Genomic DNA, 23900 nt, shown 5'->3' with positions numbered 1-23900 from the left:
AAACTCATAAATACTGGCTACAATACAACATCTCAAAAAATAAATTAGTGAAATTGATTACTTTTATTGACGAAGATGGATATTATTTTGATGCTGTACATTTTACAGATGTAGTGCATCAATACCCAATAAACGGAATGGGAATTTATGGTTGTTATGGTAAAATCACGAATAGATATGGGTTTTGTAGCATGAATATAATTCAATCTAAAAAGATGGGGATTGCTGTTGATCCAAGAAATTAAAATTTACACAAAGTACTTATATTTAAAACTTTATATAATTCTATAATTATAGATTTATATAATTATGGAAATCCATAATTATATATCAAATGGTTTACTTATTTTTAAAGCTCAAAAAAAATTGCATTAAATATATTTCTACGTCACTATTTGTCGAACCTATGCTTATATTTTTGTAGAAATGTATAAATATATAATTATATGACTACCATTGAGTACCACTTACAATCTTTCAAAGAACTTAAAGAAAAAGTAAAAGAAGATGATACTAATTTTGACGATACAGAATTCCACTATCTTATTGAAGAAATTGAACAAGAAATAAGTGATGTTTCTGAAAGGGTTTTTGATCATCCAAAATATAATTTAATTCCAACTACAGAAGTTCCTGAATCCATAACACTTGATGCTTTAGAGAAATTAGTAATTGAAATTAAAAGGTTTATAAAGAAAACACAGCCTTTTGATAAGGAAGAAATTTTAGATTATATGTTTCCTAATAGACATGATGACGATTTCGATGAAGATTCCATGAATTACGATAGCGTATTTGGAAAAGATTAAATATTCTGTTCAACAACAGAGTTATATATTACACACTACCCAATTAAGATAAAAATACATGAATAAATCATCCCACAATAAATTAGTATCCTTTATTTGGTCTATTGCAGACGATTGTTTACGAGACGTTTATGTTCGAGGTAAATACAGAGATGTTATTTTGCCAATGATTGTATTACGTAGATTAGATGCACTTTTAGAACCTACAAAAGAAGCTGTTTTAAAAGAATTAGCTTTTCAAAGAGATGAAGCAGGTTTTACAGAATGGGACGAATCTGGTTTGCGAGAAGCATCTGGCTACGTTTTTTATAACACAAGTACCTGGACACTTCAAAAATTAAAAGATACTGCAACCAATAGTCAACAAATATTACAAGCAAATTTTGAAGATTATTTAAACGGTTTTAGCCCGAACGTTAAAGAAATAATAGAGAAGTTTAAATTAAGAAATCAAATTCGTCATATGGCGAATAAAGATGTTTTGTTAGATGTTTTAGAAAAGTTTACATCCTCAAATATCAACTTAACCCCTTTTGAGAAATTAGATCCAGAAGGAAGAAAATTGCCAGCGCTTTCTAATTTAGGAATGGGGTATGTTTTTGAAGAATTAATTCGGAAATTCAACGAAGAAAATAATGAAGAAGCTGGAGAACACTTTACGCCTCGTGAAGTAATCGATTTAATGACACACATTATTTTCGATCCAATAAAAGATAATTTACCACCAGTTATGACTATTTATGATCCTGCTTGTGGTTCTGGTGGAATGTTAACAGAAAGTCAGAATTTTATAAAAGATGAAAAAGGCTTGATAAAAGCAATGGGCGATGTTTATCTTTTTGGGAAAGAAATAAACGACGAAACGTACGCCATTTGTAAAAGTGACATGATGATTAAGGGAAATAATCCCGAAAACATTAAAGTGGGTTCTACCCTATCTACAGATCAATTTGCAGGACAAACGTTTGACTTTATGCTCTCAAATCCGCCTTATGGAAAATCTTGGAGTAGCGAACAAAAATATATTAAAGATGGTAAAGATGTTATAGACCCTCGTTTTCAAATAAAACTGAATAATTATTGGAATGTAGAAGAAGATGCAGATGCAATTCCACGTTCTTCAGATGGACAATTGTTATTCTTAATGGAAATGGTTTCTAAAATGAAATCTTTACAACAAAGTGCTGCAGGAACAAGAATTGCAAGTGTACACAATGGAAGTAGCTTATTTACTGGAGATGCTGGTAGTGGCGAAAGTAATATTAGAAGATATATTATAGAAAACGATTGGTTAGAAGCCGTTGTACAATTACCAAATAATTTATTTTACAACACTGGCATTACAACCTATATCTGGTTATTAAGTAATAATAAACCAACACATAGAAAAGGAAAAGTACAATTGATAGATGCAGGACAATTGTACAGAAGATTACGTAAAAATTTAGGAAATAAAAACTGCGAATTCACTCCAAAACACATTACTAAAATTGTAGAAACCTACACAAAAATGAGTGTAGCCGAAAAAGAAGGCAATCACGAAATCGCAGCTAAAGTTTTTGACAATACCGATTTTGGCTATTACAAAGCAACCATAGAAAGACCCAAAAGATTAAAAGCACAATTTACAGCAGAACGAATAGAAACCTTACGTTTTGATAGAGTTTTACAAGAACCGATGCAATATGCATTTGAAACTTTTGGAGAAGACGTTTACACAGGTATCAATAAACACCAAAAAGAAATTATAGAATGGTGTGAAAAAAACGAATTGAATTTATCTTCTACCAATAAAAAGAAACTGATTAAAATAGATACTTGGCAGAAACATTTACGTTTGGTAAATAGTGCAAAGGCATTACAAAATGTATTTGGAGATAAATTGTACGACAATTTTAATGAATTTAGAAAAGAAGTTGACGATGAAATTAAAGCACAAAAATTAAACATTTCTGCAAGCGATAAAAAAGCCATTTTAAATGCAGTTAGCTGGTACTGTGCAGATGCAGAAAAAGTAATTAAAAAAATAGAAAAACTTTCAGGAGATAAATTATCAAAACTCTTAAAACATTTAGATTGCAAAAAAGAAGATTTAGCCGACTTTGGCTATTTCGGTAAAATTCAAAATGTCACCTTGAGCGCAGTCGAAAGGTCTCTAAAAAAAGACGAATACATTGTTTACGAAACAGAAAGCGATATAAGAGACACCGAAAATGTGCCACTAAAAGATAACATTCATAGTTACTTTTTAAGGGAGGTAAAACCACACGTAAATGAAGCTTGGATAAATTTAAATGCCACCAAAATTGGATACGAAATTAGCTTTAATAAATACTTCTACAAACACAAACCTTTGCGAAATATAGAAGAAGTAACTAAAGATATTATAGATTTAGAAACAAAAAGTGATGGTTTAATTGCAGAAATTTTAAATATTGTATAATGTTTAAAGTAAAAAACAAAACACAACGTTATAAAGGCTACAAGGATTCTGGTGTAGAATGGTTGGGAGAAATCCCTGAACACTGGGAAGCTACTCGTGTAAAGAATATATTTCGATTAGTTGTTGAACCTGCACCAAATAATAATGATTTTGAACTATTATCAGTTTACACAGAAATTGGTGTAAAACCTCGAAAGGAATTAAAAGAAAAGGGAAATAAAGCATCTACTACTGATGGTTATTGGTTAGTTAAAAAAGGAGATATTATTGTAAACAAATTACTTGCTTGGATGGGAGCAATTGGTGTATCAAATTATAATGGTGTCACAAGTCCAGCATATGATATTTTAAGAGCTAAAGTTGATATCGAAAGTAATTTTTATCATTATTTATTTAGAAATTCAGCTTGTATTTCAGAACTCAAAAAACACTCTCGGGGAATTATGGATATGAGGCTTCGATTATACTTTGATAAATTTGGAGATGTTGTAATTCCTTACCCAAGTTTTGATGAACAGAAAATCATTGTAAGCTTTCTTGATGATAAAACAACTAAAATAGAAGATGCAATTGCCATAAAAGAACAACAAATACAATTATTAAAAGAACGTAAACAAATTTTAATACACAAGGCTGTTACTAAAGGTTTAGATAAAAATGTTGCTTTTAAAGATTCTGGTGTAGTTTGGATTGGTAATATTCCAACGCATTGGGAATTAAAACGATTTAAGTTTATAGCTAAAGCGAATAAAGGGAAATTACCTAATAAAATTGTATCAAATCCTTATAATAACTTACCTCCATATATGAGTATGGAATATTTGCGTGGCGGAATAGAAAATCAATGGGTTTCCGATAAAGATGCTATTGTAATAAATTCTGGTGAAACTCTTTTATTGTGGGATGGCTCAAATTCTGGTGAGTTTATAAAAAGTAGAAAAGGAGTAATATCATCTACTGTTGCACATATAATTTTCAAAGGAATTAATGAAAACTTTGCATGGTATTATTCAACGGTTTTAGAAAGGGAAATTAGAGGTAATACTATTGGAATGGGAATACCTCACGTAAACGGAAAATTTTTAAATAATTTATCTGTTTTACTACCAACTATTTCAGAACAAAAAGAAATTTCGGCATATATAGAAAACGCATCACAAAAAATAGAAACTGCTATTGGTTTAAAACAAGAAGAGATTGCCAAGTTAAAAGAATATAAAAGTAGTTTAATAAATGGGGTTGTAACTGGTAAGGTAAAGGTTTGTTAATATGACAGAAGCAGAAAAAAATTTAATAGATTCAGGTAGATGTGAGTTATTCGAAGAAATCGCAAGTAAAGTTTGGAAAAGAATAACTGATGCGCATGATGTAAATGTAAATTTAAGAGAAGAAGGAATTACTTATGATATTTTAGTAGATATTTTAAGATTTAGTAAATATCGAAATGGCAATTTTGATGTCTCTGCTAAACCTGGTTATGACGAGAATAAGTATGGAAGTGATATTGATGTATTTGTAGAAACTACTAAAAACCAATATCGATGGTTTGCATTGCAAGCAAAAATATTAAAAGCAAATAATAGATATAATACATTAAGAGACGGTTATAGTCAAACTAATCCAACATACCAATGGGATAAATTAAAACTTTTAGAAGCTGCCAGCGGTTGCACAGCCTTCTACCTTCTTTATAATGGTAAATACAGATCAGAAGATTATAACTTTAAAAAAAACGATTCTTGTAATAGACCTTACACAGAAGATCAATTAGGTTGTTCATTGGTTTCTGTTCCAATTATTGAGAAATTAGGGTTAACACGTAATGCAAGAGGAACAAGATTTGTAAATCCTACTTATGAAGATATACATCCACATAATAGTGAACCATGGAGAACTTTAGTTTGTTGTATGTTGGATAAAGCAGATGGCACACTATATGCTAAAGCAGAAATAGATAATTACAATTCTAAATTCTTACCTATTTCAGAAGTTTCTTTAGAAGACGATTCTCTAGATATTGAAAAGGACAAAGATTCAAATAAAGATATAGAAATTAATAATGACAATAAAATAGCACTGGCTTCTCAAAAGGCTGGATGGAATCCGACATTTAAAATTATTATAAATAGATCTGATAATATTGATTAAAAAATTATAAACTGATACTCATAAGTCGCAATAAAATAATTTGTTTAGAATTGGGTATTGACTACAGCTATAGTAAAAAGTAAAGTTATTAGAAAAGAAAAAGCAGAAAATTGAAATGTTAAAAAAATATAAAAAAAGAATGAAAAATGGAAAGTTAGTTATTAATGTAAAGTCTTGTTAAGTATGGAAAATACTACAACTTTAAATTATGAAACAAGCATTCTAAAGGATAAGTTAATTAAGCTCCGAACTAAAGTTCTTTCTAATTACAAAGATCCTCAATTAATGTTTAGTGCTTTCAAAACAGAAAGCGACACTAACAAAGGGTATAATGGTAGACAAGTATTAGAATTATTTCAAAACTGTGATGATGAAAATTCACCAGAAGTTCTAATTAAAATTAATAAAGAGCGTAATACTTTTAGTATTTCTAATATTGGAACACCCTTTTCAGAAAAAGGGTATAACTCATTATTTTACGCCAGTTTATCTTCTAAAGTTTCAGGTAAATTTATTGGTAATAAAGGACTTGGTTTTCGTTCTATAATAAATTGGGCAAATGAAATTAATATTTATAGTAATGGTATATGTTTAAAATATGCGCCTCATTTTATTGAAAAAGCGTTTCACACTTTACACCCTTCTAAAGAAAATCGTTTGGCGTTGTTGCAAGAAAGAGGTTTAGTAGAAAATGTTGTACCATTACCCTTACTGTCGTATCCTGATATAACTGAAAAACAGTTGGATAACGGTTACACAACTACCATAGAAATATCTTATAAAGATGGTTTTTATGATAATATTGTGGAGCAAGTAGAAAGTATTACAGAAGAAACTTTATTGTTTTTAAATACAATAGAACACGTAAAGTTTGAAGGTTTCAAGAATCAAAAAGATATTTTAATTAATCAAAAACAGGAATTAGAAATTATTCCTGCTACTGTAGCACCAACCTCTGTAATTACCATAAATAATAAAACTTGGAATATTGTAGAAGAATCAAATCCGTTAGATGATAAATACCAAAATAAACAATCCACTAACAAAGATTTTTATCAACTTAAATTAGCTTTCCAAAATGATTTCTCTGATAATGTAAATAGATTGTTTTCTTATTTTTTAACAGAAGAGCCATTAGCGTTTCCTTTTTTAATACACGGTACCTTTGAATTAGACCAGAACAGGAAAAGAATCTCAAACGATAAAAATGAGAATGGTATCAGTAGAAATGAATTTATTCTAAAAAGATTAGCAACATTAATAATAAATACAGCTAAGCATTTTTCTAAAGAAACAATTAAAGCAAGTTGGAAACCTTTATTGTTTTTAAAACATAATAAAACCAATACGTCGTTAAATGCTTTTTTTGAAATTTTAGAAAGTAAAATTTTATCAGAAAAATTATTTCCTTGCGTCGACAATAACTACTATAAAAAAAGTGATGCTATATACATTAGTGATTCATTTAGTAAAATGATTCAAAGACTGTCTTTAGAGCGTTTCTTCCCTAACCATCTTATCTCTGTTGAAGAAAGGGTGAATTTATTAAGTTATAATCTCAACGGTTCTATTACAAATATTATAACTATTGTTAATACGATTTCAAAGACAAGATTAAGTATTGAAAATAGAGCGCTTTTTATTTATGAAATAGTAAAAGCTTTTCCTTCATTACAATTTGATTTTTTAGTAGATGAAGCTGAAAATCCAATTAAAGCAGACGAATATATTTTTACACCTAAAACGACAGACAAAAATTTAATAAGACCTGACGACACCAAAATTCAATTTTTGAATGAAAAATTGTATCACAAACTTTCAAATTTATTTGGTTACGACGGCAAGAAAAGTTTAGGTAGAAGTCGTTTTGTAATGCAACAACTTAATGATAATTGCAATATAAATGAATATGAACCTAATAGGTTAGCTTTAAAAATTATATCTGAAACTAATAAAAAGTTAAAACTTACTGGAGCAAATAGTTTTTCATTAATTCAGGAAATGAATAGGTGTTTGTACCATAATTTTTTACAAACCGATGACGTAAGTGAATTTAGTCAAGAAGTTTCTGTTCGGACAATTAATAAAACTGGAGATATAGCAATTTGTAAAGACTTGTATTTGTCAGCATATTACCCAAAAGGGAAATTAACCGAAGAAATCTTTGAAAGCATATACGACCAACCAGAGTATATTGCCTCACCAGAAAAATTAGGTATAGCTACTAATGCAGAAGATTTTGATATAAACAAATTTGAAGAGTTTTTGGTATGGTTACAAACTAATATTTATGCAAAATATAACTCACAAGTTTCAATTTCAAGTGGTTTGGATAGCTTTATGCAGTATGTCCAATTCTATAATAACTCAAATATAGATTATAGAGCTTATATTATTTCTTATAAGGAAATAGTAGATTTTGAAAAAATATTAAATCAAATTTCTATAGAAAAATTATTACTGTGGATTAATGTAGATGCTAAGCTCAAGAAACAACTTAACGATGAAGAAAACGAGAATACGTATAAAATAAGAGAAGTTAACTATCGACATTTTTATAGCATACCAAGTAAGCCTTCTTATATTAAATATAAAATATTATCAAATAGTAAATTTCAGTTTCATAATCAACTAATTGAGGATAAAACTGAGTGGCTAAACGATATAAGAGTAAACTACACACATTCTTTATTTACAGAAAATGAAATAAGTAAAACTAAGATTAACAGTAGTTTACTTTTATTAAATGCAAAAGAAGATTTTAATGATTTGTCTATTGAATACGTTACAAATCTCTTTGAAAAATTAAACAAATTTGCCAAAGAAAAAGAAGGTAAAGGAAGTCAGGATTTTTATCAAAAAGTATATAAACATTACAGAAAAAATAATAAAGAATTAACTAAACCAGTAAGTCTATTTGCAAAAAGTAACGGAGTTTATAGTTTATATAAGCAAGAAGAAGTTTACTTTAGTGATAATATAAAGTTACCAGAAAACCTTACGAATAAATACCCTATTTTAAATTACCCGCCTAGATCTGGTGGTGCAACTGCAATAAAGTTATTTAATATAAATGATATTAAAGATTTAGATTCACAATTGGAAGAGGCTATTATAAATAAAAACTTATCGGCTGATTTTAATGAGATTTTTAAAAACCTTAAACCTTTTGTGCTTTCTTTTAGATTAGATAGTTTAAATACACAGAAAAGCAAAGAAGCTGATGCTTCAAAACTAAAAAATATCATCATAGAATTATGCGATAAAATAGAGTGTTCAATTGAGAACAATTTATTTGTAATCGATAATTTTGAGTTTTATTACAAAGGTAATAATCACTATTTAATAGCTGTCAACGGGACAGATATTGATAAAATAATTTCAGAACCTAAATTAGCAGATGTTTTTGCAGAGATATTAGCCAACACCTTTGATACTAATAACGAGAAAGATGATTTTAGATATTTAATAAGAAATACCGAAAATTACAATACTCATTTAATTGAGCAAAAGTTTGGGTTAAGTATACTAGATGAAGCTAAAATTCTATTAGGACAAGCTAATGAAAAGACTAGTTTTTGGAAAAATATCTACGAAATAAGAGACTGGAATTCTTCAGACATAGATAAGAACGATTATTCTCGGATTTTAGAAGTTTTGAACCTAGAGTTATTGCCGAATATTGGTTATTCTTTTATAAATACTATTGAGAATTATAAGATTATTGAAAAATTATTTGACACTATTAATATTGATATAACAACCTACAATAAGAAGGCTTTTGATAAAATTGATTTATATAATTTAAACTATAAAAAAATTGAGCAAGCAATTGAAAAAAAATCTAGTTTAATTAAATCTTCTTTATGGAAATCTTTAGAAAATTTAAGTATCAATGAACAATCGAAGTATTTAAGCTTAATAGGTAAATATAAAAACAAAGATAAATTCACTTCAGAAAAAGCAAATCAGTTGAAATTTCAATTTGATTTTAGTTTGGATGAAATTGTTAAGGAATATATCGAAGAAAAGTATACCAATTTAGAATTAGTTGAAATTTTAAATTTAGACAAAAAAAGAATTTTAAATCTAAAGCATTTTAATTCAGAAGAAGTTAGGTTAATTGAAACTAATTTAAAGCTAATGAGTTTAATATTTTTTGAATCTGCAATAGAAAACATCAAAGTAGAATTAAAAGAAAATCTACGGGTTCAGAAGAGTGAAGAGGATAAAATACTTGAATCAAATTCTTTAGAAGAAAATATTCAACCTACAATTTTAAATAGTAATACCTTAAAATCAAGAGAGGTTTCTGAGTCAAAGAATAAAGGTGGTAGAGGTGTTTACATACCTTCTTTTGATGATGATAAAAAGAAAAAAAAGAAAGGTGATGTGGCAGAAAAAGTTGTGTTAGATTATTTTATAAATAACAATTACAAGGATATTGACCCTGTAGCTATATTTGATCCATATTATCATTATGATATTCAGTATACAAATGAAAATGGAGATGTAAAGTATGTTGAAGTAAAATCTTTTGACTTTGGTAGTTTTCATTTATCAAAATCAGAATACGATTTTGGCTTAAGCAAAAAAGAAAATTATGAAATATGGTTAGTAAAAGATAAAAATATCATTATTCCAATTTATGACTTCTTTTCAAATCCAAAATATAAAACAACTGTAAATGAATATTTAGTTCATTTAGAAATCGTTAATAATAAATAAACTATGCATAGCCAAACAAACGAACAAGCATTAGAAGCATATATAGAAAAAATATTAACAGGTACTAATTTAGAAGAATTAAAAGCCCAAAATATTTCTATAGATGCAGTAAATGAAAATGCAGAAATCTACAGAACTGGCAAAGGATATTATATTGGGCAATCTGCTAATTTTAATGCACAGTTTGCGATAGACGAACAATTCTTTTGGTCTTTTTTAGAAAATACGCAGAAAGAAGAATTAGAAAAACTACAAAAACAAAGCGATTGGAAGTTGAAAATTCTAAATCGGTTTGATCGATTGGTAAAGAAATATGGCATTCTCTATTTACTGAAAAAAGGTTTGCAAGTAGATGATGCTCATTTTACATTATTTTACCAATTGCCATTAGCAAGTAGTAGTAAAACTGTAAAAGATAATTTTGAGCAGAACAAATTTAGCGTAACAAGACAATTATGTTATTCAGTAGATAACCCAAGAGAAGAAATAGATTTGGTGTTCTTTTTAAATGGTTTGCCAATAGTTTCTATGGAGTTAAAAAACCATTGGACAGGGCAAAATGCAAGAGTGCATGGGCAACAACAATACAAAACACAAAGAGATAACAAACAACCTTTATTACAATTTGCACGCTGTATTGTTCATTTTGCAGTTGATACAGATGAAGCGTATATGACCACTAAATTAGATGGAAATAAAACTTTTTTTCTTCCATTTAACAAAGGAAATAAACACGGAAAAGGAAATCCAGAAGTTGCAAAAGACGAAATTGGTCACAGAACCAATTATTTGTGGAATGAAGTTTTTACGAGGGAAAGTATTGCGAATATCATTCAGCATTTTGTGCGTTTAGATGGTAAAAAGAAAGACGCTTTACAAAGTAAAACCTTGTTTTTTCCACGTTATCATCAAATGGATGTGGTACGAAAAATTATTAAAGACGCAAGTATAAAAGGAGTTGGAGAAACCTATTTGATTCAACATTCTGCAGGTTCAGGAAAATCGAATTCTATTACTTGGGCTGCTTATCAATTAATAGAAACCTACCCAGCAAACGAAAAAGCAGCAGGAAATAAAGGAAGTACGCAACCATTATTCGATTCTGTAATTGTTGTAACAGACAGACGTTTATTAGACAAACAAATAAGAGATAATATTGCAGATTTTTCTGAAGTAAAAAATATTGTTTCACCAGCATATTCATCCAAAGAATTAAGAGAAAGTTTAGAGCAAGGGAAAAAAATCATTATTACTACGATTCAGAAATTTCCTTTTATCATTGATGGAATTGCCGATTTAAGCGAAAAACGTTTTGCAGTAATTATAGACGAAGCACACAGTAGCCAAAGTGGAACAGCTCATGATAATATGAACAGAGCTATGGGTACAAAAGTAAATGAAGATGAAGAATTAGATGCCCAGGACAAAATAATAAATGCGATGCAGTCTCGAAAAATAAGAGATAATGCAAGTTATTTGGCATTTACAGCAACTCCAAAACCAATTACTTTAGAGAAGTTTGGTACAAAACAAGAAGATGGTACTTTTAAACCTTTTCACTTATATTCTATGAAACAAGCCATAGAAGAAGGTTTTATTTTAGATGTATTAGCAAATTACACCACCTTAAAAAGTTATTACGAGATAGAAAAATCAGTTGATAACAATCCGTTTTTTGACGGTGCAAAAGCACAGAAAAAATTACGAGCTTATGTAGAGCAACATCAGCAAACCATCCATACCAAAGCAGAAATAATTTTAGATCATTTTATTCCGAATATTGTCAATAAGAAAAAGCTAAAAGGAAAGGTAAAAGCGATGGTAATTACCCAAAGTATCGCTTCTGCCATTAAGTATTACAAAGCTTTGCAGAAAATATTAAAAGAGAAAGGAAGTCCTTTTAAAATTGCTATTGCTTTTTCTGGAACAAAAGAAATCAACGGAATTGAATATTCTGAAGCTGAAATGAATGGTTTTCCTGAAAAAGATACCCGCCATAAATTTGATGAAGATGCCTACAGAATTTTGGTTGTTGCTAATAAATACTTAACAGGTTTCGATCAACCAAAATTAACAGCAATGTATGTTGATAAAAAACTACAAGGCGTTTTAGCTGTCCAAACACTATCAAGATTAAACAGAGCTGCAACTAAATTAGGCAAGAAAACAGAAGATGTTTTTGTATTAGACTTTTTTAATTCTTCTGCAGAAATAAAGGCTTCTTTTGATCCATTTTATACAGCAACTTCTTTAAATGAAGCAACAGACGTAAATGTACTCCATGAGTTAAAAGAGGTTTTGGACGATAGAGGTGTTTATGAATGGATAGAAGTAGAAGATTTTAATATAAAATTCTTCAACAAAGAAAAAGCGGAAGTTATTGGTAAAATTATTGAAAGAGCAGCCGAACGCTTTAAACACGAATTGGAATTAGAAGATGATGAAAAAGCTGATTTTAAAATTAAAGCAAAACAGTTTGTAAAAATTTACGGACAAATGGCTTCAATTATTGATTTTGAAGTTTTAAACTGGGAAAAACTATTTTGGTTTTTAAAGTTTTTAATTCCGAAACTTCCAATAAACGATACAGAAATAGATGCTTTAGATGAACTATTAAATTCAGTTGATTTATCTACTTATGGATTAGAAAGAGTTCGCTTAAATGAAGCGATAGAATTAGATGCAGATGAAACCGAAGTAGATCCACAAAACCCAAACCCAAGAGGAGCTCATGGAAATGGAGAGGAACATGATCCATTAGATTTAATTGTAAGTAGCTTTAATGAACGTTGGTTTCAAAATTGGGAAGTTACTCCAGAAGACCAAAGGGTAAAATTTATTACGTTAACAAAATCGATTCAAGCGCATGAAGATTTTCAATCTAAAGTACTTGAAAATGGAGATGAACAAAATAAAAATTTAGCATTCAAAAAAATATTAGACGAAGTAATGTCTAAACAACGTAAACAAGAGTTAGATTTGTACAGATTGTATGCTAAAGATGATGCTTTTTATAAAGCCTTTTTTGATACCATGAAACGAATGTCACAGATATAAGTTTTTTCTAAAAAAAAAACAGCGATTTATAATGAGTATAAGAGAATTTGAAAAAGAACTTGTAAAAGCACCTTTTTTGGGCAAACCTCACTACCCTATTTCTGGGTTAGATCAGTTAGGTTTAAACTTAACAAGCGAACGTGTTTTTGATTTACTATTACCAGGTTTAAATAACGTTACACAAAGAATAAGATACTATTCTTTTTACTGCTGGTTTTTTGATTGGTACGCAACTTCCATAAGAAATACATCAAAGAAAAATCAAAATAAATTTTTAAGAAGAGCCGAATTTTTATTGGCATTAATTAGTGCCCATAAAAAGCAAAGTGGTGTTCCAGGAATATCTAAAGCATTAACTATTTATGAGTTAAATAATGATGTGATAAATCTAATTGAAGGCACACAAGAGGGAAAAAGTAGTGAAGGTTCTTATTGGAAGAATCCAAGAGGCGTGCTTGGTCAGTATTATATTAGCTCGATTAAAGAACTGGGTATTTTAAGAGATCAAGGAAATATTGAAGGGTTATATATCCGAACAGATTTTAAACACGAAAGCAAAATTTCAGGTAAATTATTAGCAGACTCCTTTAAAAAAAACACCAAAAATACGTTGCCTATTTTTATAGAAGCGATAGAAAGCAATAGTGTATCTAAAAATGATTTAGAAAAATTATCAAACGACTTTAATATGGTTATTGTGCCATTTAATAGTGATGAGCAAGAACTTTTATGGAAATTATTTTCTGGTACAGATAGACCTAAAGAAAAAAAGGATGTTTTTTTTAGAAAGGCTACAATACAACTATTATTAGAAAGCAGTAACTTACAAGAACCTACTGAAAAATTTAATCAATTAGATGTTCCATTAACCATTTATAGCAAAGGTTGGAATGAGGATAAAATACTCGCTGAAAAATTATGGTATTTCTTTATAATGGAACAATTCTGGAGTGTTGCAAATACTGGTTGTTTAGATGCTTTTTTGGAGATTTTAAATGATAAATCTAACAATAGTTGGATAAGTGAAGTAACATTTACAGAAAATTTAATTCAAGAAATAGAGAATTATTTTGAAAAAGAAAATATCGATATAGAAAAAGATCTATTCTTTAAAACTGAATTATCAGACTTAACCATTCAGCATTTAGTAGAGTTGTCAAAAAAAGAAAAAGATGCTTATCAAAAAATTATCTACGCATTATTGGCTATTCAAAAACTATTTGTTGAAAATAATAGTATTCAAGATGAACTTTTAAAAATTTCAAATTCTTTTAATATCCATACGTCTGGCAGTTTTCTTCAAACAATGACAGAGTTTAAAGACAAAGAAAATATTTCAATTAAAAAATTCATTACCTATTTCCTTACCAATAAAATAATCAACAGACACTATTTTGTTGCTTTAAAGAAACTTAATGACACCCAAAATAGCGCAAAATTCTACAGAGATGAAGGTTTAATTCGCTTTGTAGATTCATTTATTTATGATTATTCATCTCCAAGAATTCATACTTTGTATGGTTTTATGCAAGATCTTAATATAATTGAAAAGGAAAAAATTGAGTTAACAGTATTGGGGAAAGAAAAATTAAATTCTTTGACTTATGAGAATTGAAAGAGCTAATATTTTAGAATTAATAGGTACAGGGAAAAACAAATATCATAGCTGTGTAATTACAAGCTATAGTATAGATTTAGTTTTTTTCGAGCATCTAATACTACCTAAATTAAGAAGTGCAGGTGTAACAAATATTAATCTATTTGTAGACGCAACTATGTTAGAGCAATATTTGTCCTCTCATTTGGGCACTTCTCACAAAAAATTTAAAGCTAATTACAGTATAACTCCCATAAAAACATCTGGAGCTTTCCACCCAAAAACACTTTTTTTAGCGGGAAAAGAAAAAGGTTATTTAGCAGTTGGAAGTGGAAATATTACTTCAAGTGGTATGCTTTACAATGATGAAATTTGGTCATCATTCTATTATACTAAAGATAAAAATGATACGAAATCAATTTTTAAATCTGCGTGGAGTTTCATTGAAAATTTAAAAAACTACACTCATGGAATTAATAAATTAAAAATTTCTTGGGTAGTACAACACGCACCTTGGATATTAGACCTAAAAGAAGACACTTCAAAAGATTTCTTTATTAAAGATATTTCTTATTTTTTTTCATATACAAACAAAGATGAATCTCTATATAATAGAACGTTTGTAAATTTCCCCAAAAACCCACAATCTATAAAAATCATTGCTCCCTACTATAATTCAGATGGCGCTTTTATAGATAAGTTAATAGAAGAATATAAAACCAATAATATTCATTGCGTTGTGGATTCCGAAAACGGATTACTTCCCTATAATTTCAAAAATAATTTTGTACAATTTTCTGATTGGTCTGATGTACTCGAAAAAAACAATAAAAATAGTATTCAAAGATTACACGCAAAAGCTATACAAATAGAATATGACGAAGAAACCATTTTTATTTTAGGAAGCGCAAACGCTACTTTAGAAGCGTTTGGAATAAGTAAAAGAGCTGTTGTAAATCAAGAAGCTATTATAATTTTAAAATCGAAAAAAAGAACAGATTTTTTTAAAGATTTGGGTATTAATTTTCCGAAAATTGGATTTTTAAAACCAACACAATTTATTAAAAGAACTTTAGAGGATAACGTAAAGCAGTCAAATTCAATAAAAATAAAACACTCCGAATTAGAAGAGGATAACTTAATTATCAACTTAAAGGAAATAAAATCAGAAAAATTTTTATTACAAACCTTCGATAATAATGAAAACATACTAGAGCAAATAAATATTCTAATAGATAAGTCAGTTTTAAAATGTAAACTTAAAAAAGTTGAAACAGTTTTCAAATTTGCCTTTTATGAAATAAATTCACTAAAAAGAGTTTCTAATTTTTCCTTAATTCAAAGAACATCCATTCTCAAAAAATCAAATCCAGATGAGCGGTTAGCAAAATTACAAAGTTTTGAATTTTTAGATATTTTTAATACTCTAAACTATGAACTCGTTTTAGATTTTTTAGATTCTGAAAAAGTGTTTCAGAACCAAAGTAAAACGATGTCAATTCTTCCTTTAAGTGATAATGATGAAGATGATGATGGAGAAGTTATAACTGAATCTGAATATAACACAAATGCTATGTTAGGCATAGATGAATTTGTTACTAAAGATAACATTACATCTATGATAGAAGAGTTTTTAGATGTTTTAAAGATTAGAGATACCCAAATAGATGAATTATCTAACAATAATGAAGAATTAGCTATAGAAGCTGGAGATGATGGACTAAACAGTCAAATTAATTTAGATAACCAGCGTAGAAGCATAAACACCAAAGAAGGTCAAAGAATACAAAATAAAATAGCAAATACCGTAAAATCTGTAACCTGTTTAATTGATGAAAGGTTTCAAAAGAACATTCAGCAAGATGAAAGGTCTATAAAAGCACTTTTTATTGGATTCCACATTCTATTGCATTTTTGGAAAGAAGGCTATTCTGAAGATATTTCTGTGATAAAAATTAAATATAGAAATATTGAAGAATTAAGTGTTTTAGAAAAGAAATTTAGTTTGGTGCGATTGGAATCTCAAATTACTGCGATTAGAAATGAGGTTTTGTATAACATAGAATATTTAAAATTACACTTGTTTGAAGATTTTGTTAAAAATCAGAAACACGTTAATATAACTTCCACTCCTACTGAACCTATTTCTAATTTTAATTCTTTTATCAATGATAAATTTATAAATTCATATTTAGACACTTCTTTAATCGCTTCTTTTCTGAATAAAGGGTTACTCACTATTTTATGGTCGATTAAAACTGAAGAATTAAAGATTAATAAAGAGGAAACTGTTAAACTAATAATCTTAACAAATAAATATTTATCTGAAATTAAAGGAAGTAAACACTTTGTCAATTTTAGGAAACTTATACTACTAAATATGTTTGATTTATTTAATTTAGAAACATTCGAGTTGAATAATGCTTCAGAGGACATGAAAGAAGTTTTAAATAGTGAATTATTTATTTATTATAAAGCTTTCAAAGAGCAATTAAAATTAAAACAAATTATTTCGAAAAAATTAGAATCATACTTAACCAATTCGATAATTTATAGCACTCGATATGGTTTTTGTAGGCTAAAAATGGTTAGAAAAAATTTCTATATAGATATTGAAAATCCTTTAGGTGAATATATTAAACATGGAGATTATTTAGGCAGTTTTAAAGTGTATGTTGGAGAAAACGTAAAAATATTTGGTTAATTTTTTATTACTACTGCTTTCCAATCCAAGGCATTAATTTGTTTCTTAATTTCTTTTCCAGCTCTGTAATAATAAATTGCTTGAGAGTTTTTGGATGATTTTCTAATTCTTTAGGTAATTTCCAATAAGCAAAAGTGATTTCATTCTTATCAAAAAGAGTTCTATCTTTTAACTTTAAACTATATGTCGAAGTTGTCCCTTTATGTGTAAAGTGTTCTGTAATTCTACTACCTAATTTTTCAGATTTACCAATATAAAAAGGATAGACCTCATTAATATTTATGTTTTTGTAGCTGTTAAATCTTGTTTTAGCAACTTTTGGGTAGTTACTGTAACTTGGTTCTCTCCAAGCTGCTAATAAAGAATCATTTGTGAAATTTTCATGAGGTTTAATGAAGAAAACATATACTCCAAAATCATTTTCAATTGTTGTATAATCCTCATTTCTTTCTGATTTTAACTTCAATTCATTTATAATTTTCTCTATTTCGAAGTCAGAAAAAATAGTTTTATCAAACTCTTCCCATAGGTTTTTAAAATCGTCTGCAAATTTTATCAGTTTTTTCATATTTTTTTTTAAATTCTTAAGTCTAATTTAAGATTCTATAAAGTTCTAAAACTGCCAAAGTATCCAACTTGCAATACTCTAACATATTCCTTCGAGCTTCTATTAGATCTAATTTCGATAAATCCGAAAGGTTTCTATAAACATCCATTGTTGCCATTCCGTCTTGAATATCTAAATTTTCATAAGAAAATTGAGGTAAAAACGTAGGCAAAACTACTTTTAAAGACCATTTTTTCTGGGTCTGTTCTGTTTTAATATGTTTTCTATAAATAGGTGCTAAATCTACTAATCTATTGGCAATAGCTGTTAATTCATTCTCATATTCAGGAAAATCTCTTATGAGTTCATAAATTCGAGTTCTCTCAAATGTTATCGAATAGACTAAAATAGAACCTTTCTTGCCGAAATTTTTAATCATACTCTTAATTAACTCTTCTCTTGGATCATCAACTCCGTTCCCCAAAAACTCAAAGTGTTCTGGTTCAGTATTAGCATCTTTTTGGAAATGTAAACTGTATTGAAAAGGAATTTGTTGATAAGGGCGAGATTGATTGAATTCAGGAATACCATACATAATGGTTTCAAAATCGAAAGAATAAATTGGGTATGAATGTTGATTTAGAAAATGCTGAATTTCTGTATCATCTTTATAATTTACGTCCGTTGATTTTGGTGTTTGCTCAACATTAATTAAATCTTTATTTTCTTGTAATTGATGGCAATAATTAGCAAACTCACATTCATAAGGTTCTTTACAATGCGCACCAATTAAAACAGTAGGTTCTGCATTTTTATAAACGGCTAAAAAACGATCAATATTTGCAGGAATATCTGCTAAAAAAGGTTGAATTCTATTGATTACACTTTCATAAGTAAATAATTCCTTTGAGTTTAATTCCCCATTTCTAACATAGGTTCTATCAAAATGCATTATAGAAATATCTTCAATTTCAATTCCAGAATTCGTCATTACATAATATTGAATAGCTGCATCTCTAATATGTTCATTTTTTGTTGAATTAGTGCTTTTCACTTCAAAAGCATGCCATTTTCCATCAATTTTATGCAAAATATCTAAAGCAACTAAAGTATTTTTAGCTGCAAATGTAGCTTCGTAAATTGTGGTTTCTCCTGAAGCAATTAATTCTTTAGTTTTTGCAATAGCTTTGGAATCTGGATAATTAGAAACCAAAGCCAGTTGTCCATTTGGGAAATATTGCTGTGCTAAATCGCCAGCAGTATTTCCTTGACTAAATACTCTTTTTGTGCTGTCAGAATAAAAAACTTCTTCTTTTTTAAACTTGTTTAACCACAATGCTTTTGTGCATTTTAATCCTTTTAAATATCTTGATTTTGATAACATACTTTTTCTTTTTCACAATTTACATTAAGTAACTAAAGTTAACCAATTTTAAACATCTAATAAGTGTTTTTTAGTAGGACTATGAGTGCAATGTCTTCCTACGTGAAATGGTTTTCCGCAACAAACACAATTTACACCATCTGTTAATGCTTGATGTTTTTTTGTTGGACTATGCAGGCAGTGGTTTCCTGCTCTAAAATCTTTTCCACAATGCTTACATGTTAGTTTACTCATTTTTTATTTTTAATTGATTATCATGCAAAAGTAAAATCTGGGTACGCCAAATTGTGACGCCTCTTTGATAATTAAGTTTTTTTATAAAACTTAAAGCAATATTGCAAATTAACTACCAAAGTTAATTTGTGTACAAATACTTACTTTTATTTATGCTAACATTTTATAACCAAAATTTGTAGCCCATTCATTTAGAATTATTAATTCTTCTTTTATCGCAATTCTATTATATTTTCCTCTTGCCTGTATAATTTGTTTGTCTTTTAGTTCTATTGTAATACTATGCTTATAGTTAGATTTACAAAATGTTTTTAAGCTAAAAATTCTAATTCTTTTAGAAATACAATCATTTAAATATAAATAAACACAATGTTTTAAAGTAACAGCTTCGTGATAGAGCATATCTGAATCCGAAATTTCATTAATTTGATACTTTATATTTGCTAAATCAAAAACCCATACTTCAATGCTTTCATTTTGCCAAGAAATGGTTTTATTAGGTTTAGAGATATTCTTATGTGAGAAAAAATCCCAGTCCTGTACGATTCCACAAAGTTTTAAGAGAGAACGTTTTTTAATGTGAACAACCTTAAGTTCAGTGTATTTTTTATAAGTAAGATAATCTAAAATATCTCGAATTGAAATATGACCTAATCCATATCTATTATATGTATTTATTTGAGGTTCATTTTGAGTTAAAAATAGATATACTTCTTTCCAATAGACAAAATCTCGAATAAAAAAAATATTAATTTTGTGATCTAAACGCAAACCGTGATAAAAATCTAAAAAAAATTGCTCATCACTATTAATCGAAAGCAATTTAGACAAGTACCACCCTTCTTTAAAAACACCACACTTCATCTTTAAAAAGCGAGGAATTCTATGCAACATAATATCTGCCTGCTTTTTAGAATATTGTAAAGGCATTTCTTTTATTTTTCGAATGCTTTTACCATTTATAATTTTTATAAATATTTTCATGTCGTTAAAGTTCATATATAGAAAATTCTTATATAATATTAAATCACACGAGTTTGAATAAGAACTAAAAAGAGTTCTAAAAAATATAGATTGATTCTCAATATTAGGATAAGGAAGTAACACTTTAGAAGCTTCAATAATAGGAACTTTAATTAATCCATAGAAATAGCTGTAAACAATGCTTGTTTTTAAGAAATAAAACACATCATTCTCATCTTGAAAATGAGTTAAATTTCCTGAAGTAAAAACTAAATGATAAAATTTTTTGCTAATATTAAATTCGTGATTCGTCTGTGAAAACCACTCTTCATCCAAAGACAGTTGAAAAATTGCGTTTACAGTATCATTAAAAAGGCTACGAGTTTGATAATCATTATATTCTGTTTTTGAATCATCAATATTATCAAAAAATAATATCCACTCATAGATTCTTTTTTTATAATTTTCATTAAACAAATCCTTTATTTCTATCCACCATTCTATTAAACATGGATCACATTTATTCACTATAAATATTTCTAAAATAGCATCATTATTTTTTGTTTGAGTCATTAGTTCTAATAAATTAAAAAATAAATTACTCTTTATTTAAACAAATTTGTACCTCGTTTTCTTGGCTATTTGTTGCTGAAATTTGCTTATGTAGTTGTTTTAAATGACTTCTGTAATAAAGATGATCTCCATTCTCTATAAAAACAGTTTTTTCTGTTGCAAAATCTTGAATTAAAAGTTCTAATTTGTTTTTATAAATAACTCTATTATCACTTAAATAATTTGCTAACTCTATTAATAGTTTTTGTTCTTTTTCTAATGTTGATTTTGCCAGTTTAAAGGCTTTCTCCATCAAGGTATTTGCTTCCTTTTCTATAATTCTTTTACTGTGTATATGTAAGTTGGTATTTGGAGAAGGAATTTCATAAGATAAATTTGTGCTTCCAAATCCGCTTTTTTTCAACATTGTTAGTATCATCTCTGTTGCTTTTTCAATATCATTTTCTGAACCTGCAGTTTTATTTTCCTCTCCAAAAATGAGTTCTTCAGCAGCAATTCCTCCAAGAATCATTGCAACACGTGGTATTAATTCTTTTTTAGAAAAATACTTCCATTTAAATTGGGTTAATACAAAGCCATTAAAATTATCGTCTACAGAATTTGAATACACATATTTCGGAACAGTTTTCATAAGCAAAGCAGCTAAAATTGCATGTCCGCTTTCGTGCACTGCAACAATGCTTTGCATATCATCTTTTTTGTTCGACTTATTTTTCTGGATATTTAATTCGATGGGAAACTCTTGATGAAATAGAACTGTTTTTTCATACTTGTAATCACATTTTAAAGAATCGGCTTCTTCATAATTTATTTGAATCCTATTTACATCTTTGTTCTGATTAAATATTTCAGAAATAATAACCGAAATTTTACTTTTAATTAGATGATTAATTGTGGTTAAAACAGGTCTAACTCCCATTGTTGGATACACACCTTCATTATATATTAGTTGAATAATTGAAGTACCAAACTCTAATTTGATATCTGTCATTTTTAGAATGTTATCGCTAACTTTTACAAGCTCATTTTCTATGATTTTTTGATATGCCTTTTTATGAAGTGAAGGATAAATAACATGAATATTACCTAATCGTGCAATTTGTTCATCCCTAAATCTTGCTTTTAAAGCTTTCTTTATCTTAAATATTGTAATCTTTTTAGAGCTTTTATAGAAATCATCTGCATCAATATCCATCGCATAATCTCCACTCATTGTAAATGCTTCATCTAAATTTCCTAAAACAAATATTAATGCTTTAGAAAAATCTTTTTTCACAGGTTTTTGCGCATTAGAAACCACTTTTTTCAAAAACTGAATTGTTTCTTCTCCATTCATCTTTAATACTACCTTTTCTACATCCGATTTTAGATGAAACCCCATAACATTTCCTGCTAATTCTATAATAAACTCGTAATTGCTTACGTCTAAAAATAAATTAGATTTACTTTCTTTAGTATCTGTTTCGTCAAAAAATAAGTCCTTGCCATTTGTTACTTTTCCATTTTTCACTGTAATTCCTGCGGCTAAAAGATGCTGTAATTTTTGTGCAGTTTCTTGTAACCTCCAAACACCAAATCGAAACATATCATGTTGAATAATTCCAGAATCTAATAATTCCCAAATAACTCGATTTTTATCCTCTTTCTCTTTTCTAAAAGGCCCTTCTAAAGTTCTTGTGTGCTGGAATTCGTCTAAAGCAATAATAACTGGCGCTGAACTTGAGTTTTCACAAAGATCACTTAAAGAACGTGTTATTGAGTTTTTTCCTTCAGTTTGTCCTAAATCTAATCGATAAAAAATATTTTCTAAATCAATTAATTTTATCAACCTTTTAATAAGAGAAGTTTTTCCTACTCCTGTTAATCCCCATAAATTAATAACCAAAGGTCTTTCTTGAATTTTAGAAAGTGTAAACCAAGAATTCATATTATCTATAATGGCATTTATAGGTTCATCTATGCCAATAAACTCTTGTTTTAAAGTAATTCTTGCGTTTTCTAAAACTGCTGTTTTAGTTTTAAATTCATTTTTAAGTTGTGCTAAATTCGTTTCCATCTTTTATCTATTTTTAAGTTGATACAAAGAACTAAAACAGGTTCGCCATTTAGTGACGTATTAAATAAATTTATAATTTTATCTAAAAATTAGAGATTAGACTTTTCTTTTCTCATAATAGACAACAAAACAAATAAGAAAAATTAAAAAGATTGCAGGAAAATAGAATCCTAAAATAATAAGTGTTATTAAAAGAATTCCTAATAATCCTAAAATGGCTAATACTCCCAAATACAAAAAAACTCTAATTCCTAAAACAATAGTTTTAGGAATTAGAAAAAGTAGTAATAGAAATATGATTACTGTCATGTTTTAACTTTCTTTTTTAGGAGTAAGTAAATACAAAATTACTTCAACTTGAATTTCTGGATGTTCGTTTTCATTTACTTTTTGAACTCTTGCATCAAATTTTACACCTCCGTTTTTAAGAAGTAAAGAAAGATGTCTGTTTTTATCTCTTGGAATGTAACCTAATTTTAAGCCTTTTCTGTACAATGCAACAGCGTGCTTATCATATTTATTTCTAGGCTCTCTTTTCAGTTTTAGCTTTTTACCAATTTTTAATTTGTTGAATGCAATTGCACCTTCGTAATAAGAAAAGCCAGCAATAGCAAATCGTAAAAAATAATCTCTTTTCATTTTATTTTTGTTTTTAAG

The 23900-nt window shown here is 28.1% G+C and carries 15 protein-coding genes; 9 read left to right on the top strand and 6 right to left on the bottom strand.

What is annotated here, in order from left to right; genetic code table 11:
• The first annotated feature begins 47 nt into the window (after positions 1 to 47).
• The 9 genes from H9I45_RS00845 (at position 48) to H9I45_RS00805 (ending at position 17486) form a co-directional block, all read left to right on the top strand.
• Positions 48 to 245, top strand: coding sequence for a hypothetical protein (locus tag H9I45_RS00845; RefSeq protein WP_176397596.1), 198 nt, complete (start codon positions 48 to 50; stop codon positions 243 to 245).
• Between the two features lie 201 nt (positions 246 to 446).
• Positions 447 to 809, top strand: a complete 363-nt coding sequence (locus H9I45_RS00840; RefSeq protein WP_088355064.1) for a hypothetical protein — start codon at positions 447 to 449, stop codon at positions 807 to 809.
• Between the two features lie 58 nt (positions 810 to 867).
• Positions 868 to 3252 carry a type I restriction-modification system subunit M gene (locus H9I45_RS00835; protein WP_088355065.1) on the top strand — a complete coding sequence of 795 codons (2385 nt, stop codon included), beginning with the start codon at positions 868 to 870 and terminating at the stop codon, positions 3250 to 3252.
• The gene (locus H9I45_RS00830; RefSeq protein WP_088355066.1) at positions 3252 to 4520 is read left to right on the top strand and encodes a restriction endonuclease subunit S; all 1269 of its coding nucleotides are present in this window, start codon (positions 3252 to 3254) and stop codon (positions 4518 to 4520) included. The genes H9I45_RS00835 and H9I45_RS00830 overlap by 1 nt, the downstream gene beginning before the upstream one ends.
• Before the next feature lies 1 nt (position 4521).
• Positions 4522 to 5400 carry a DUF6615 family protein gene (locus H9I45_RS00825; RefSeq protein WP_088355067.1) on the top strand — a complete coding sequence of 293 codons (879 nt, stop codon included), beginning with the start codon at positions 4522 to 4524 and terminating at the stop codon, positions 5398 to 5400.
• Positions 5401 to 5583: 183 nt separating this feature from the next.
• The gene (locus tag H9I45_RS00820; protein ID WP_088355068.1) at positions 5584 to 10128 is read left to right on the top strand and encodes a sacsin N-terminal ATP-binding-like domain-containing protein; all 4545 of its coding nucleotides are present in this window, start codon (positions 5584 to 5586) and stop codon (positions 10126 to 10128) included.
• Positions 10129 to 10131: 3 nt separating this feature from the next.
• Entirely contained in the window at positions 10132 to 13185 is a 3054-nt protein-coding gene (locus H9I45_RS00815) for a type I restriction endonuclease subunit R (protein ID WP_088355069.1), read from the top strand.
• Between the two features lie 31 nt (positions 13186 to 13216).
• The gene (locus tag H9I45_RS00810) at positions 13217 to 14800 is read left to right on the top strand and encodes a hypothetical protein (RefSeq protein WP_088355070.1); all 1584 of its coding nucleotides are present in this window, start codon (positions 13217 to 13219) and stop codon (positions 14798 to 14800) included.
• Entirely contained in the window at positions 14790 to 17486 is a 2697-nt protein-coding gene (locus H9I45_RS00805; RefSeq protein WP_088355071.1) for a phospholipase D-like domain-containing protein, read from the top strand. The genes H9I45_RS00810 and H9I45_RS00805 overlap by 11 nt, the downstream gene beginning before the upstream one ends.
• Before the next feature lie 10 nt (positions 17487 to 17496).
• Here H9I45_RS00805 and H9I45_RS00800 read toward each other — a convergent pair whose 3' ends face one another.
• From H9I45_RS00800 to H9I45_RS00775, 6 genes are all read right to left on the bottom strand, one after another.
• The gene (locus H9I45_RS00800) at positions 17497 to 18054 is read right to left on the bottom strand and encodes a hypothetical protein (RefSeq protein WP_088355072.1); all 558 of its coding nucleotides are present in this window, start codon (positions 18052 to 18054) and stop codon (positions 17497 to 17499) included.
• 22 nt (positions 18055 to 18076) lie between these two features.
• On the bottom strand, positions 18077 to 19417 hold the full coding sequence (locus H9I45_RS00795) for a DUF2779 domain-containing protein (protein ID WP_088355073.1): 1341 nt from the start codon (positions 19415 to 19417) through the stop codon (positions 18077 to 18079).
• Positions 19418 to 19465: 48 nt separating this feature from the next.
• A complete protein-coding gene (locus H9I45_RS00790; protein ID WP_088355074.1) occupies positions 19466 to 19651 on the bottom strand; it encodes a hypothetical protein in 186 nt (61 codons plus the stop codon).
• 150 nt (positions 19652 to 19801) lie between these two features.
• Complete coding sequence (locus tag H9I45_RS00785; protein ID WP_088355075.1) at positions 19802 to 21187, bottom strand: PcfJ domain-containing protein; 1386 nt, start codon at positions 21185 to 21187, stop codon at positions 19802 to 19804.
• A gap of 25 nt (positions 21188 to 21212) precedes the next feature.
• A complete protein-coding gene (locus H9I45_RS00780) occupies positions 21213 to 23243 on the bottom strand; it encodes a ClpB D2-like domain containing protein (protein WP_088355076.1) in 2031 nt (676 codons plus the stop codon).
• Between the two features lie 312 nt (positions 23244 to 23555).
• Entirely contained in the window at positions 23556 to 23882 is a 327-nt protein-coding gene (locus H9I45_RS00775) for an HIRAN domain-containing protein (protein WP_088355078.1), read from the bottom strand.
• Positions 23883 to 23900 lie beyond the last annotated feature (18 nt).

It is taken from the genome of Polaribacter haliotis, assembly GCF_014784055.1.
GTDB classification, from domain to species: domain Bacteria; phylum Bacteroidota; class Bacteroidia; order Flavobacteriales; family Flavobacteriaceae; genus Polaribacter; species Polaribacter haliotis.
Note: the sequence above shows the minus strand (reverse complement) of the source record. Positions and strands in the feature narration are given on the sequence as shown.

Bases quoted from the DNA above. Each gene is read 5' to 3' on its own strand.
- H9I45_RS00805 (WP_088355071.1), top strand. From the start codon at position 14,790: ATGAGAATTGAAAGAGCTAATATTTTAGAATTAATAGGTACAGGGAAA.
- H9I45_RS00780 (WP_088355076.1), bottom strand. From the start codon at position 23,243: ATGGAAACGAATTTAGCACAACTTAAAAATGAATTTAAAACTAAAACA.
- H9I45_RS00830 (WP_088355066.1), top strand. From the start codon at position 3,252: ATGTTTAAAGTAAAAAACAAAACACAACGTTATAAAGGCTACAAGGAT.
- H9I45_RS00790 (WP_088355074.1), bottom strand. From the start codon at position 19,651: ATGAGTAAACTAACATGTAAGCATTGTGGAAAAGATTTTAGAGCAGGA.
- H9I45_RS00825 (WP_088355067.1), top strand. From the start codon at position 4,522: ATGACAGAAGCAGAAAAAAATTTAATAGATTCAGGTAGATGTGAGTTA.
- H9I45_RS00810 (WP_088355070.1), top strand. From the start codon at position 13,217: ATGAGTATAAGAGAATTTGAAAAAGAACTTGTAAAAGCACCTTTTTTG.
- H9I45_RS00785 (WP_088355075.1), bottom strand. From the start codon at position 21,187: ATGACTCAAACAAAAAATAATGATGCTATTTTAGAAATATTTATAGTG.
- H9I45_RS00835 (WP_088355065.1), top strand. From the start codon at position 868: ATGAATAAATCATCCCACAATAAATTAGTATCCTTTATTTGGTCTATT.
- H9I45_RS00820 (WP_088355068.1), top strand. From the start codon at position 5,584: ATGGAAAATACTACAACTTTAAATTATGAAACAAGCATTCTAAAGGAT.
- H9I45_RS00815 (WP_088355069.1), top strand. From the start codon at position 10,132: ATGCATAGCCAAACAAACGAACAAGCATTAGAAGCATATATAGAAAAA.
- H9I45_RS00800 (WP_088355072.1), bottom strand. From the start codon at position 18,054: ATGAAAAAACTGATAAAATTTGCAGACGATTTTAAAAACCTATGGGAA.
- H9I45_RS00775 (WP_088355078.1), bottom strand. From the start codon at position 23,882: ATGAAAAGAGATTATTTTTTACGATTTGCTATTGCTGGCTTTTCTTAT.
- H9I45_RS00840 (WP_088355064.1), top strand. From the start codon at position 447: ATGACTACCATTGAGTACCACTTACAATCTTTCAAAGAACTTAAAGAA.
- H9I45_RS00795 (WP_088355073.1), bottom strand. From the start codon at position 19,417: ATGTTATCAAAATCAAGATATTTAAAAGGATTAAAATGCACAAAAGCA.